The following is a 13,232-nucleotide window of genomic DNA, read 5'->3' on the forward strand; positions in this document are numbered from 1 at the left end:
GGCGATCTTGCGCAGGTCCCACAGGTCGGCGGCCTTCGCCAGCCGGGCCTGGCGGCGGCGCAGGGTGGGCAGGGAGAACTTCATCAGTGCGGCCAATTCCTTGACATCAGGCATTTGGCGCTGCAGGTTCGACACTGCGGGTTCCTTTCATTGACAACAAATCTGGTTCTGGGGGCCGGCTCGCCCCGGCGTTCATCTATGCCCGGCGGGTGGCCCTGGTTCCAAGGAAGATCGCCACCGCGGAGCTCAGGCAGCACAGGGCCAGGAATCCGGCGGGCAGGGTAATCGCCCCGCCGCCCAGCTCCAGCAGGGTGGCGGCAATCAGCGGTGACATGCCGGCGACCAACGCTCCGTTGAGTTCCCGGGCAATCGCGATCCCGGTGAAGCGCACCTGGACCGGGAACAGTTCGGTGAGAAACGCGCCCTGCGCCCCACTGGTGCAGGGGATGACCAGCGCATAGCCCAGGGCAATGGCCAGCATGCCCAGCGTGAACTGGCCGGTGGCCAGCAGCCAGAAGATGGGGAAGGCCAGCAGCAGGCCGCTGATGTTCCCGGCCGCCAGGGTGCGCGAAGTTCCCCAACGGTCGGCCAGCCGGCCACCGACCGGGGTGAGCACCACCGAGACCAGGGAACCGACGGTCACGGCCAGCAGGGCATGGCTGCGTTCCATGCCCGAACCGACCATCAGGCTGATGGAGAACACGGCCAGGATGTAGTTCACGGCGTTGTGCCCGGTGATGGCGAAGAACCCGAGCAGCACTTCGCGCCAATGCCCGGAGAAGACCTTCAGCACCGGGAGCTTGCCGGTGTTGCCGTGCTCTTGCGCCCGTTGCATGGCCCGAGCGTATTCGGGGGTCTCCTCCAGCCGGTTGCGGATGTACAGGGCCAGCAGGAACAGCACCGCGGAGATCAGAAAGGGGATTCGCCAGGCCCAGCCAAGCAGGGCGGCGTCCCCGAGGGCTGCCACGGCAAAGAAGCTCACGGTGGCCAAGGCGATGCCCAGCGGCGGGGTGGCCAGCACCAGTGAGGTGTACCAGCCGCGCTTCTTCGGTTCCACGTATTCGGCGACCAGGGTCATGGCACCGGTCAGTTCGGCTCCGGCCCCGAAGCCTGGATGAGGCGGAAGAGCACCAGCAGGGCCACCGCCCACACTCCCCAGGAATCGGCCGTGGGCAGCAGGCCAATGCCGACGGTGGCAATGCCCATCAGGATCACCGAGAGCAACATGGCCGGACGCCGCCCGAACTTGTCCCCCAGATGTCCAATGATGACCCCGCCGAAGGGGCGGGCCACGAAGCCCACCGCGAAGGTGGCGAAAGCGGCCAGCGCCTCACCGGTGGAACCGGCGGCCGCGAAGAACAACGGACCGATCACCACCGAGGCCGCCGCCCCATACAACGCGTAGTCGTACCATTCGATGGCGGTGCCCAGCACGGAGGCGAAGATCGCCCGACGGCGCTGCTGCGCATGGTGCTGCTGGGCGGGGCCAACGCCAACCCTTGTGTCCTGCGGTGCCATGATGCGCTCCATTGGAAGGTGGGGGAAGGTATCCGCCGATGACAGATACCTGAAATATCTTTCAGATCAGACTAAGGTGTAGCTAGGGTCACAGTAAAGACCCGAGGACAAAGATTACGCGCCAGACACTGGCGGGAGCCGGGATGGGAGATCAGATGGCCACCTCGCTCACCGAGAAGCTCACCGCCGAACTGCGTGAGCGGATCCTGTACGGGGTGATTGCCCCGGGCACCATGGTGGTCGAGCCGCGCCTGGCCGAGGAATTCAAGGTGTCCAAGACCCCGGTGCGCGAATCCCTGCGCCAGCTGACCAGCGAGGGACTGCTGCAGATCCTGCCCAAGAAGGGGTACCTGGTCCGCGGGGTGACCCTCAATGACGTGTACGAGACCCTGGACATGCGGATGCTGCTCGAGCCCTTTACCGCCGCCGGTGCCGCGCGGCATGCCACCGCACCGTTCATTGCGGCCCTGCGCAGCCAGCTTGACGAGCAGTCCCGGCTCGCGGCGGAGGATCCGATCGGCTCGATGCGCTGCGCCCAGCAGTTCCACCGGCAGCTGGCCGAGGGGGGACGCAATTCGCGTATTGCCGCCGCGCTGGAGCGCTGCTTTCATGACACCGCCCGCGCCCATTACGTGCTGCCTGGAATGCAGGCCTACATGTCCACTTCCCGGGAAATCCAGGAACATGAGGCCATCGTGCAGGCGATCGAAGCCGGTGAGGCCAAGGCGGCCCAGCAGGCCATGGCCGAACACCTCAAATCGATTCGCAACGCCATGCTTGACCAGTTCGAAACCGATGACATCTGGGAGTAATCAGACGCACAAAGTGAGATACTGCGTAGTCCGGCGCCGGCCGGATCAGAGACCCAGGCGCATCCACTTGTCGGTGCGGGCCCGCAGCCCCAGGGTGATCATCCGGGCCAGCATATATCCCCCGGCGAAGGACACCCAGATCCAGATCATGGAGCTGAGCTGGTCCTGGGCAAGGACATCCACCGCCCAGAGCATCGGCAGATAGGCGGCCAGGTTCACCACGCCCACCAGTCCCAGGTAACGGGCGTCCCCCGCTCCCATCAGCACCCCGTCCAACACGAACACCACACCGCAGATCGGTTGCGAGATGGCCAGCAGCCACAGCCCCGGGGTGGCCAGTTCATGCACCGAGGAATCGGAGCTGAGCAGCACCGGCAGCACCCAGGACAGGGCGAAGATGAACACGCCGGTGAAGATCCCGAAGTAGACGCCCCAACGGGTCATCACCCCGGTCAGCTTGGTGGCCTGCTCCTTGTCCCCGGCCCCCAGCTCCTTGCCGATCAGCGCCTGCGCGGCAATCGCCAGGGCGTCCAGGCGAAGGCCAGGAAGGAGAAGAGGGTGAACACCAGCTGGTGGGCAGCCAGGGTCACCTCGCCGGCGTTCGTAGCCACCACCACCGTGGCCAACAAGGCAATGCGCATGGTGGCGTTGCGCAGCATCAGCCATGACCCCACGTGTCCGGTGGCCTTGAATCCCGCCCAGGTGGGAGCCAGCGGCAGCCCGGCCTGGCGGATTTGCGGAATGATCAGCCGGAAGTAGACCAGAGCCATGACCCACTGGGCGATCGAGGTGCCCAGCGCCGCCCCGCTGACGGACATGTTGAACCCGTAGACCAGCGTGAAGTTCAGGACAATGTTCAACCCGAAACCGGCGGAGGCCACGATCAGCGGGGTCTTGGTGTCCTGCATGCCGCGCAGCACGCCGGTGGCGGCAAAGACCAGCAGCATGGCCGTCACCCCGGGCAGGGAGTACATGATGTAATCCACCGCGAACTGCTGCACGGCGCCCTCGGCCCCCATCAACCGCACCAATGATTCGGCGCCAAAATACCCAATGACGGTCAGCACCAGGCCCAGGGCCAGGGCAAACCACATGCCGTCACGCCCGGCAGCCATGGCCCGTCCAAACTGGCTGGCTCCGATGGCCCGGGCCACGGCGGGAGTGGTGGCGTAGGCCAAGAAGATCATCAGCCCCACCGCGGTCTGGATGACCGTGGTCCCCAGACCCGCACCGGCCAGTTCGGAGACACCCAGGTGCCCGATGATCGCGGTGTCGGCCAGCAGGAATAGCGGCTCGGCGATCAGCGCGCCGAGCGCGGGAATCGCCAGCGCCAGGATCTGGCGGGCCATGGAGCGGTTGGATTCGGTGGGTGCGGTGCGAGGCTTCACGGAACTACTCTACGAAGCCGGTCCGGGCATCTCCATTTCGGCGCTGCGGGCCGCGTCATGCTCGCCCCGAATACGTCACCGTGTCTTCACAAGATATCCAGCTTCCCGTCAACTGGCGCCCCTACGATGGGCAGGATGAACACCGCTGCCTCTTCCCCGAAACCAGCTGCCCCTGCCCGGGGCCCCTGGGAAGTGTTTGCCGTGTTCCTGCGCCTGGGTCTGACCTCCTTCGGCGGCCCGGTCGCTCACCTGGCTACTTCCACAACGAGTTTGTGGTGCGCCGCCGCTGGCTGAAGGAAAACACCTACGCCGATCTGGTGGCCCTGTGCCAGTTCCTGCCCGGGCCGGCTTCCAGCCAGGTGGGCATGGCCGTGGGGCTGCAGCGCGCCGGGCTGTCCGGGATGCTGCTGGCCTGGGTTGGCTTCACCCTGCCCTCGGCGCTGCTGCTCTTTGGGTTCGCCCTGGGAGCTCCATGGCTGTCGGACACCCTGGGCACCGGCTGGATCAGCGGCCTGAAGGCGGCGGCCGTTGCCGTGGTGGCGCACGCGGTGATTTCGATGGCCAGGATGCTGACCCCCGATGCCCGCCGCGCGACTCTTGCCGTGGCCACCATGGCCGTGGTCCTGTTGCTGCCCGGCCCGCTCACCCAGGTGTTGGCCATGCTCGGCGCTGCCTTGATCGGGCTGCTATGGCTTCCGGTGCCGGAAGCGGCTGGCCAGCAGGAGGCGCAGCTGAAGCCGAAGGTGGCCCGGGCGCTCTCGGTCACCTGTCTGGTCCTGTTTGTCTTGTTGCTGGCTTTGCTCCCGGTACTGCGCGCCCTAAGCCCCACTGCCGTGGTGGCGCTGACGGACGTCTTCTACCGTACCGGTGCGCTGGTGTTTGGCGGCGGGCATGTTGTACTGCCTCTCCTGGAATCTGAAATGGTGGGCAACGGCCTGGTTGACCAGGAAGTATTCCTGGCCGGATATGGAGCGGCGCAGGCGGTTCCCGGCCCTTTGTTCACCTTCTCGTCATTCCTTGGGGCCAGTGCGCAGCTGCCTTTGGCGTCCTGGCCGGGGCGTTGATTGCCTGGTGGCGATCTTCCTGCCTTCTGCACTGCTGGTGATCGGCGTGCTGCCATTCTGGGAAGGGCTGCGGCACAATGCGATCGTGCGCCGCGCCCTGGGCGGGGTGAATGCCGCCGTGGTAGGTCTGCTCGCCGCCGCCCTGTATTCGCCGGTGTTCACTCACGGTGTGCCCAATATCGCCACGTTCGTGGTCGCGGCGCTCGCTTTCGTTGCCTTGTCCGGGTGGAAGACCCCGGCCTGGGCGGTGGCACTGGGTGCGGCGGTCCTTGGCGGCTTCCTGTTGTAGTCACCACCGGAGCGCGCTCCGTCAGCGCTTGCGATACAACACGGTGTAGGAGTATCCATTGCCGTTCTTGAAGCAGCAGCGATCGAGCCGAACAAAGGATCCAAAGCCGGGTTGTGCTTTGTTCAGCGCCGCCTGGCACTGTGCTTGGGTGTGAAACCAGTACATGTCGGCGCCTGCCTGGTTCACAGGCGCCGATACACCCCGTGGCCAGTGGGCAGAAAGCACCCTCCGCCCTTGGGCTTTAGTACTGTGAACCAATCTTGACAGATGAGCAAGAGCGAGCTATTAATCTATATCAAACGGCATAGGTCCTTGTTAACGTTGTGATACAGAAGTTTCGCTACCGGAGGCAGGGAGGTGAGAAGAATGGCGAACACCCAGGAGCGTGTCGAGTCATGGTGGACAGTGCCTGAAGTAGTCCCCTTCGCGGTTCTGACTGCGTCCACGCTCGACGAACATCGCGTAGCAGACTCACTCGAACTGGACCTCACCCCAGCTGACCTTGTCTTTCTTCACCAACTGAGCCTTAAACTCGAGTACTTTGCCAGGCGCTCGGACCCCCCGGGCACTAGAGGAAGAACGAGCACCACGAATGCAGACCTACCGGATCAAGTTTTGCTGCCGAGGGCTTTGCGGGTATCTGGTACTTTAGGAGACTCGTACACTCGCGACATATTGCGCTTCAGAGCGCGCGCACCACCCCTGGCAGAAATCCACCTGGATGCAGTACAGAAAACAATGGGCAGGGCTTCTAGAGCACCTGCCCATAAATCTGCCTCAGTAACCGCAACCCTGTGCGCCGACTACCAAGGGTTGAAATGAATCGGGGGCACGGAATCGAGCCCTAATCATAGATGAACGCCCCCACTGGGAATGGCCCTGCGCTTACTGCAGGGCAACCCCAAAAATTACACTTTGCCCTATCGATTCCCCTGCGACTACTGCAGGTTCCGCGGCTCGCCATGCCATGGGGCAGTTAGCTACATGCTTCGTAGAAGTCAGTGAAACTGGGAATTTTTCCACCCTCGACCAGCGACGTTGCGAGCTGGGAACCGAAGGAGTTTACCGACTCAACAAGACATTGAATCGTGGACAGTTTGGAGCTCCAATAAGAGGAATTCCCTGCCCCTTCGAACTGATACGCGTCCTGCAACTGCTCCAGGACGTGTTCCCGGTAGAAGCACAACGCGTTCCGCAGTTCCTCCACTTGATCGTCATCAAAACGCAGGACTACCTGTGACTTACGCATTTCGGTTCTCCTTTGTCTCAGGGCTTGGGGTCAGCTCCGAAACTCGGAGCTGACCCAAGCGGGACCAAACGGCAGAGCGCCTTTAGCCGAAGATCGCTGGGGCAGGCGTCATCACCGCAGAGAGCTAACCGGCATCCACGGGGAAATGGCCTACTTCCTGCAAGGAATAGTCCAACAGGATCGTTTCTTCAACCCGGGATCTCTCTGGGAGCGCCCATACGATTCCGGCTTGTCCACCACCTCAAGCCGAAGGATCGGCATTGCCTTCTAAGAGGTCAGCTCCTTTGAGCGATTACCTTGGTGATGGCGATTCGCTTCGGCTTCGACTTCTCGGTGATAGGAATATCCAGGCGCAGCAGCCCGTCCTCGTAATGCGCGTGGATGTTGTCCACATCGAGGTGATCACTGAGGATCAAGTCTCGACCGAACGCACCCCATGCCCTCTCCCGAACCAGCAACTGGTCATCAGTGGCTTGCTCTGGTCGAGTGGCGCGAATCTTCAGGACATTCCTTTCCACCGAGAGTTCAACAGCGTCCGGGTCAATCCCTGGAATCTCAAGCTCGGCATGGAAGCCTTGCTCATCCTTCCAGGCGTCCATCGGCATCAAATGTGCCCGGTCGAACCCCGGAGAACCATTGAACGCTTGTTTCACCATCCGATCAAACTCACGAAAGACGTCGTTGTCCAGCAGCATCACAGTTCTCCCTTCTCCTTTGGCTGTCTTCTTCCAGCTGCCCTAAAATCTATATCAGCTGGTACAGTTTTTATAACACCAACCACGAGTTCACGCAACCAAAAGGGAGGAAAAATTTGGCACATAGACCACAAGCATCCGTAGTGCCAGAGAGGACATACTCGATCTCGGCGGCAGCGCAGTTGGCTGGCGCCGGTGTTCAGTCAGTACGGCTATACGAAGCACGGGGCTGGTGACACCCCGAAGAACTGCGGGCGGAACGCGGAAGTATTCGCCGGCGGATGTTGCCCGGATCGAAAGAATAGTCGTATTGCTCGATGCGGGACTGAATTTGGCCGGGATCGAGATGGTGTTACACCTCGAAGAAGAGAATCATAGGTTATGGTCAGCCCTCCATCCCATATCCCAAGAGCGAGGATGAACTAACGACGAACGCTGCCCAACAGGGCGACGAACCTCCAATTCCCCTTATCTTCAATACTCGCCGGCAAGCATCGCAGCAGAGTGCAGCCGACCTTTAGTGCTGCTGCCTTTCCGGTCCGTGCCGGATGGGCCACACCTGCCTCTGGACTTCTCAGGGAATCATTTGTATCTTGTCGGCACAGACCAAAAAATCCGGGAGATCAGAGAGGTGCACCCCTAGCGAGGTTCCCAGAAGGCGTCGCCTGACTTCCGGCAATAATAGGTTCCAAACCTCAGCAGTCAGCCTTAGCACACGAAGAGAGGGATGAGCGATATGACTTTCGAGCCCCTGCATCCGGACACCGAAGTCTCCGAGGTGGATTTGGTCGACCAACGCCTAGAGGTGGATCGCGACATCGAAGATGAACAAATCCCTCCGCTGCACACAGCTAATGCACCTGTAAATGAGGCTGATTGGATTGACCAAAAGATCACCGTGCAGCTCGATGATCCCGGGGAAGATGTTGGCTAGCCACCCCTCCCGTACCACGGTCGAAGCGGTTGGGGACCAGAAACTCAGGGCGAACGCATCATAACGGCGCCGTCGGCGAATACGGCACCCTCCATAGCTACGTGACGGCATCCAAATAAAACTTTGCAATCCCCGTGACGGCTTTGCAGTAATGGGTATCCAAACCGACGAACCAGCAACTGAAGTCGCTAGAGATCTGATGCACGGCGCCAGTCTCTACAGCTGTGCCGGCTTTCCCACCGCTCCCTCCTACTAGGACCAAGCGAAGCGCCTTCTCGTCTTTTGCCACATCACCGAATTCAGAACAAACCGCACCGGGCTCTGTCACGCAGGCAGTGTTCAAAGTAGCGTGGTGGCTAATCGACCAGGAGGACAGGGAACAACCATGAACCCGGCAGATGCACCATGGCAATGCGCAGGATGCGCAGTGGAGTTCGAACCCTCGCGCACCCTGCCCACCCCTTGCCCCATTTGCGAAGACGAGCGCCAGTACATCCCCGGTGGCACTCAACGCTGGACCTGTTCCGAAACGCTTGAGCGCGAGGGCCACCAGATCCAGATGCGGGAGCTGGAGGAGGGTTTGACCGCCCTGCGGGCACCCGAGGTGGGAATCGGGCAAAGCGCACTGCTGATCCGTTCCGAAATCGGGAACCTGCTCTTTGACGTCCCCGGGATGATCAGTTCCCATGCGGTGGAGGTCATTCGGGAACTCGGGGGTATTGCGGCCATTGTGGCCAGCCACCCGCACATGTACGGCGTGCAGGTGCAGTACAGTCAGGCCTTTGATGATGCACCGATTTATGTGGCCGAGGCCGACAAGCAGTGGGTTCAGCGCAGCAGCGATGCCATCCGCTACTGGAGCGAGTCCTTTGAGGTGCTGCCGGGCATCCGGCTGCATCAAGTGGGCGGCCACTTCCCCGGAAGCACCGTGGCCGAGTGGGCCGCGGGAGCCCGGGGCGGTGGCGCGTTGCTGGCCGGGGACGCGGTCTTTCCCGTGGCCGATGGCAATGTCACCTTCCTGCGTAGCTATCCCAACCGGATCCCGCTCTCGGCGGCGGTGGTGCGGCGCATGGCCGCCCAACTGGACAGCCTGCGCTTTGACCGCCTCTACAATAATTTCGCCGCCTGCGTCCTGTCAGATGCCCACCGGGTCGTGCAGTTCTCCGCCGAACGCTACGCCAGGTGGGTTGGCGGAGACTACGACGAGCTGACCTAGCGGCATGGCGCGCTTATTTCCTGCGCGCCCTGACGATCTGCAGCACCTTTTCTTCGGCGTCTTCACCGGCCGGGATTCCGCCGGGAACCTTGACGAAGTACACGGCCCCAAGGACCCACCACAGCGCGAAGATCAGCACGGCTCCCAGCTCAGTGAGGCGGGCATGCCGGGCATGTACAGGCTAAACAGCGCCGCGGTGAGCAGCACTGAGATCCAACCGATGATCTCGCCGAAGCGCCCCCGACCACCGATGCGCAAGGGCCGGCTCATGTTCGGCTCCCGGCGGCGCAGCAGCAGGAATGTCACAGAGACCAGGAAGTAGGCGATGATGATGCTCGGTGCCCCGGAATCCACGAGCCAGCCAAGCATTTCCGCACCGAAGAACGGGGCCAGAAGTGAAATGCCGCCAATGAAAATCAGTGCGTTGCTCGGAGTCTGATATTTGGGGTGGACCCTGGCAAACCATTGCGGCAGCATCCCGGAACGTGCCAGTGAGAAGACCAGCCGGGAGGCGCCCAGCAGCAGTGAGTTCCAGGAGGTCAGGATCCCCGCGATTCCGCCGGCGATCAGGATCTTCGCCATGATCTGGGAGTTAAACAGCGCGCCGAAGGCATCGGCAGTGGCGATGTCCGCGTTGGCCAGTTCGCTGGCGGGCATTGCCGATGACGTTGTCAGGACGACCATGATGTACCAAACAGTTGCCATGAGCACCGAAACCACCACCAGCTTGCCGATCTGCCGGGAGGGGATCTTCACTTCCTCCGCGGACTGCGGGATCACGTCAAAGCCGATGAAGAGGAACGGGACCGCCACCAGCACCGCGAAGAAGCCGGACATTCCGGGAGTGAACCAGGGTTCCATATTTGATGCTTCGCCGGAGGTCACCGAACCGAAGATCATCATGGCGCCGACCGCCAACAGGAAGAGCACTGTGAACGTCTGAACGACGCTGGCCTGCTTCACGCCGCGCACGTTGATCCAGGTGATGAAAAGCCCGGCCGCCACACCCACCAACGCCCAGGTCAGGTTCACTTCGAATCCGGCCACCGTCCATAGCGGAATCCGGCTCATGCCCGGGAAGATGTATTCCACGGTACGGGGGAAGGCAACCGCCTCGAACGCCACGATGGTCACGTATCCACCGGTGATGGCCCATGAACCGATGAAGGACGGGCGGGGGCCAAGTGCGCGGAGAATGAAGTTGTGTTCACCCCCGGCCTTGGGCATCGATGCGGTTAGTTCCGCATAGGTCAGGCCCACCACGGCCATGATGCCGCCGCCGACCATGATGGCGACCGTGGCACCCAGGGTTCCGGCGTTGGAAAGCCAGCCGCCGGTGAGGACGACCCACCCAAAACCGATCATGGCGCCAAAGCCCAGCGCCAGGGCATCCCAGTTCCCCAGGGTCTTGGCCAGGTCGTGTACCCATGGGTGATGTTGAATTCTGTGTCTTGCTCATCGACACCTTCCTGCGTGATCTCCACCCTTCTCCGTTGAAGGGCCGCAGAAAATCCTGCCGGATGTGTTGGCGCCGGGACCGTCCAAGTGACGTGCATCAAACCACGAATCCGGCGAACGGCGTCAAACAGGCCGACGAACGGTTACCGCTTCATTCAGTACTACGTTCGATGACGGGCTGTGGCTGGCGCGGCGGCCTGAGGAACCAGGCGGCCGCCGCGGCCACCAGCTGCAAGCCCACCACGCACCCCACCAGGCGGACCAGCCAAAGTGCATGAAGGGGATGCCCAGCAGCCACCCGAACAGCGAGGAGCCGATGTAGTAGCCCAGGTTGTAGAGGCTGGCAGCCTGCGCCCGGTTTCCGGGGCCAACACCGGCACCCAGCCGCTGGCCACGGCGTGCGCGGCGAAGAACCCGGCGGTGAAGATCAGCATGCCAAGGATGATCACCCACAGAACCGCAGACAGGGTCAGCAGCAGCCCGGCCATCATCACCCCGATGCCCAGCAGCAGTGAGGTGCGCCGGCCCACCCGATTCACGATGCCGCCGCTGGCCATGGAGGACCAGGTCCCGGCAAGGTAGGCCAGGAACACCAGGGCGGCCAGCGCCGGGGGAATCATGAAGGCGGGGCCTCCAGGCGGAACGCCAGATAATTGTAGGCGGCCACGAACCCGCCCATCAGCAGAAAGCCCTGAAGGTAGAGGATGCGGCGCCGCCCCTGCAGGCAGGCGCGAAAACGCCGCAGCACCGGGCGCAGGTGGACATCGGGCACGGGGGTGAAGCCCTGCGCCCGCGGTGCCTTGATAAAGAACACGATCATCGCCGCGGCCGCCAGCAGGCTGACCGCGGCAACGCCCCACCGCCAACCCAACGGCTGTGCGACCCAGGCGGCCAGCAGGCGACCAACCAAGCCGCCGACCGTGGTGCCCGAAATGTAGATGCCGCTGGCGATGGCCACCGCCCGGGCGGAAAGCTCCTCGGCCAAATAGGCCAGGGTGGTGCCCGGAACCCCGGCGAGCGCCACGCCCTCCAGGAACCGGACCGCCAACAACAGCTCCACGCTGGGGCTAACCGCCCCGGCCAGTCCCAGCACCACGGAGGAGACCAGCGCGATGCCAATAACCTGCCGACGGCCCATCCGGTCCGAGGCAATCGCCCACGGGATCACCGCCAGGGCCAGGCCCAGGGTGGCGGTCGAAACGCTGAGCGCCGCCTGCGCCTCGCTGATGTTCAGGTTCCGGGACATCTCCGGCAGCAGGCCCTGCACCGAGTACAGCTGTGAGAAGGTGGCCAGGCCGCTGGCAAACAGCGCCAACAGCATCCCCCGGTAGCCGCGGCTGTGTGGTTCATGGCCGGTAAACGTGGCTTACACCCCCGCGGCGGGCAGCAGCGGGGCCAGCGTGTAGAGCACCAGCAGGGCCATCCCGTTGTTGGCCACGTGCAGCATGTAGGCGTAGGCCAGCGACTTGCCGGTGAGGATGTAGGCCAGGGACATCATCAGTCCCAGCATCAGGTACGGCAGGATTTCCACCACGGAGCCGATCCCCCCGCCATTGGCGAAGTGGATCGAGGCGAACAGGACCGTGGAGATCAGGGCACATACAGATGTTGACCTTGCGGGAGAGCTTGCCGATCAGCAGGTGCCGGAAAATGTACTCCTCCACAAACGGCCCGAACAGTGCCGTGGTCACGAACATCACCGGGAACGGCACCGACTGGGTCATATCCTGCAGGGCCTGCTGGTTCATGCTGGTCTGGGGACCACCGAAGAACATGGTGATGAATGCGGAGATCATCACCGTCAGCAGCCAGCCGCCGGGCAGCATCAGCCATTTGAGCCACGGGTAGTAGCGCATGGTGGCGAAGGATTCGAAGAACTGGGGCCCGCACTGGATCATGGCCAGGATGAAGAACACCGTGTACAGGATCATGTTCACCCCGAACAGCGCCGAGTCCTCATCCGGGAACGCGTGCATGTAGCCGGGGATCAGGGCGATCAGCATCGCCCCACCGAGGATGAAGAACACAATGTACGCCGCGACGGTGAACAGGTCACCCTTCTTGACCGCCCCGGCCTCGAAGACGCGTTGCCGGCGCACCGGCGGCAACCCTGGCTGGTGGTAATACGGCGGGGTGTGAGACATGCTCCTAGCCTATCGACCGGATCCGGTCGACGCCCGACCCCTTGCAGCGAATCGGCTGTGTCTCACATCCCAGCGTCTCCTCGGCCACTTTCGTGGGCCGTTTCCTGGACGGCACGCCTTGGTCAGCTTGCTGTTTCCAGTACCCGCCGCCGCGGATCGACAATCCACGAGCCAACCAGCCCCGCCGTGACGCCCAGCAGGTTTCCTTCGGCGCGTTCCCACAGCTGCTGGGAGCTGGTCCCGGGCGCGGCCAGATCCAGCATCAGCATGATCAGTGGGGTGAAGAAGCTCAGCGCCAGCCCGTAGTTGCGGGTCATGTACGCCTCGGTGGGGAACATCAGCAGGATGACCGCAATGCCCAGCGCCGTCTGGTTCAGGTGCAGTTCAAAGAGCACCAGCAGCACACCCAACCCGGCCACGGTTCCGGCGACGCGATGTGCCGCCCGGCGCACCCGGCCGCGCGCA

The 13,232-nt window shown here is 62.9% G+C and carries 9 protein-coding genes and 4 pseudogenes; 5 read left to right on the forward strand and 8 right to left on the reverse strand.

Annotated elements, in window-relative coordinates; genetic code table 11:
• Window positions 1-196: 196 nt before the first annotated feature.
• Window positions 197-1,530 (reverse strand): annotated as a pseudogene (locus JCM19049_RS03090) (MFS transporter).
• A 131-nt stretch (window positions 1,531-1,661) separates the two neighbouring features.
• Here JCM19049_RS03090 and JCM19049_RS03095 point away from each other — a divergent pair.
• The gene (locus JCM19049_RS03095; RefSeq protein ID WP_279402350.1) at window positions 1,662-2,330 is read left to right on the forward strand and encodes a GntR family transcriptional regulator; all 669 of its coding nucleotides are present in this window, start codon (window positions 1,662-1,664) and stop codon (window positions 2,328-2,330) included.
• A gap of 45 nt (window positions 2,331-2,375) precedes the next feature.
• On the opposite strand, the pseudogene JCM19049_RS03100 reads toward JCM19049_RS03095, so the two are convergent.
• Window positions 2,376-3,679, reverse strand: a pseudogene (locus JCM19049_RS03100) (MATE family efflux transporter).
• A gap of 174 nt (window positions 3,680-3,853) precedes the next feature.
• Here JCM19049_RS03100 and chrA point away from each other — a divergent pair.
• Window positions 3,854-5,071, forward strand: a pseudogene (chrA, locus tag JCM19049_RS03105) (chromate efflux transporter).
• A 1,524-nt stretch (window positions 5,072-6,595) separates the two neighbouring features.
• Here the strand turns inward: chrA and JCM19049_RS03115 are convergent.
• The gene (locus JCM19049_RS03115; protein WP_279402356.1) at window positions 6,596-7,015 is read right to left on the reverse strand and encodes an Hsp20/alpha crystallin family protein; all 420 of its coding nucleotides are present in this window, start codon (window positions 7,013-7,015) and stop codon (window positions 6,596-6,598) included.
• Window positions 7,016-7,247: 232 nt separating this feature from the next.
• Here JCM19049_RS03115 and JCM19049_RS18295 point away from each other — a divergent pair, with 232 nt between their 5' ends.
• The 3 genes from JCM19049_RS18295 (at window position 7,248) to JCM19049_RS03125 (ending at window position 9,165) form a co-directional block, all read left to right on the forward strand.
• A complete protein-coding gene (locus JCM19049_RS18295; protein WP_279402351.1) occupies window positions 7,248-7,436 on the forward strand; it encodes a MerR family transcriptional regulator in 189 nt (62 codons plus the stop codon).
• A gap of 306 nt (window positions 7,437-7,742) precedes the next feature.
• A complete protein-coding gene (locus tag JCM19049_RS03120; RefSeq protein ID WP_054820777.1) occupies window positions 7,743-7,949 on the forward strand; it encodes a hypothetical protein in 207 nt (68 codons plus the stop codon).
• 427 nt (window positions 7,950-8,376) lie between these two features.
• Window positions 8,377-9,165 carry a hydrolase gene (locus JCM19049_RS03125; RefSeq protein ID WP_279402352.1) on the forward strand — a complete coding sequence of 263 codons (789 nt, stop codon included), beginning with the start codon at window positions 8,377-8,379 and terminating at the stop codon, window positions 9,163-9,165.
• Window positions 9,166-9,178: 13 nt separating this feature from the next.
• Here JCM19049_RS03125 and JCM19049_RS03130 read toward each other — a convergent pair.
• From JCM19049_RS03130 to JCM19049_RS03145, 5 genes and pseudogenes are all read right to left on the reverse strand, one after another.
• Window positions 9,179-10,530 (reverse strand): annotated as a pseudogene (locus JCM19049_RS03130) (APC family permease).
• Window positions 10,531-10,784: 254 nt separating this feature from the next.
• Window positions 10,785-11,243, reverse strand: a complete 459-nt coding sequence (locus JCM19049_RS18300; protein ID WP_279402353.1) for a hypothetical protein — start codon at window positions 11,241-11,243, stop codon at window positions 10,785-10,787.
• Window positions 11,240-11,944, reverse strand: a complete 705-nt coding sequence (locus JCM19049_RS18305; RefSeq protein ID WP_279402354.1) for an MFS transporter — start codon at window positions 11,942-11,944, stop codon at window positions 11,240-11,242. The genes JCM19049_RS18300 and JCM19049_RS18305 overlap by 4 nt, the downstream gene beginning before the upstream one ends.
• A gap of 45 nt (window positions 11,945-11,989) precedes the next feature.
• Window positions 11,990-12,217: a type II CAAX prenyl endopeptidase Rce1 family protein gene (locus JCM19049_RS18310; RefSeq protein WP_306420662.1), complete on the reverse strand. Its 228-nt coding sequence runs from the start codon at window positions 12,215-12,217 to the stop codon at window positions 11,990-11,992.
• A 672-nt stretch (window positions 12,218-12,889) separates the two neighbouring features.
• The coding region (locus JCM19049_RS03145; RefSeq protein WP_279402355.1) for an FUSC family protein at window positions 12,890-13,232 on the reverse strand (343 nt) is incomplete at its 5' end.

The sequence above is a fragment of the Arthrobacter sp. JCM 19049 genome (assembly GCF_001310435.1).

Coding starts and splice junctions, on each gene's coding strand:
- JCM19049_RS18305 (WP_279402354.1), bottom strand. CDS start 11,944: ATGCTGTTGGCGCTGTTTGCCAGCGGCCTGGCCACCTTCTCACAGCTG.
- JCM19049_RS03095 (WP_279402350.1), top strand. CDS start 1,662: ATGGGAGATCAGATGGCCACCTCGCTCACCGAGAAGCTCACCGCCGAA.
- JCM19049_RS03115 (WP_279402356.1), bottom strand. CDS start 7,015: ATGCTGCTGGACAACGACGTCTTTCGTGAGTTTGATCGGATGGTGAAA.
- JCM19049_RS03120 (WP_054820777.1), top strand. CDS start 7,743: ATGAGCGATATGACTTTCGAGCCCCTGCATCCGGACACCGAAGTCTCC.
- JCM19049_RS18300 (WP_279402353.1), bottom strand. CDS start 11,243: ATGATTCCCCCGGCGCTGGCCGCCCTGGTGTTCCTGGCCTACCTTGCC.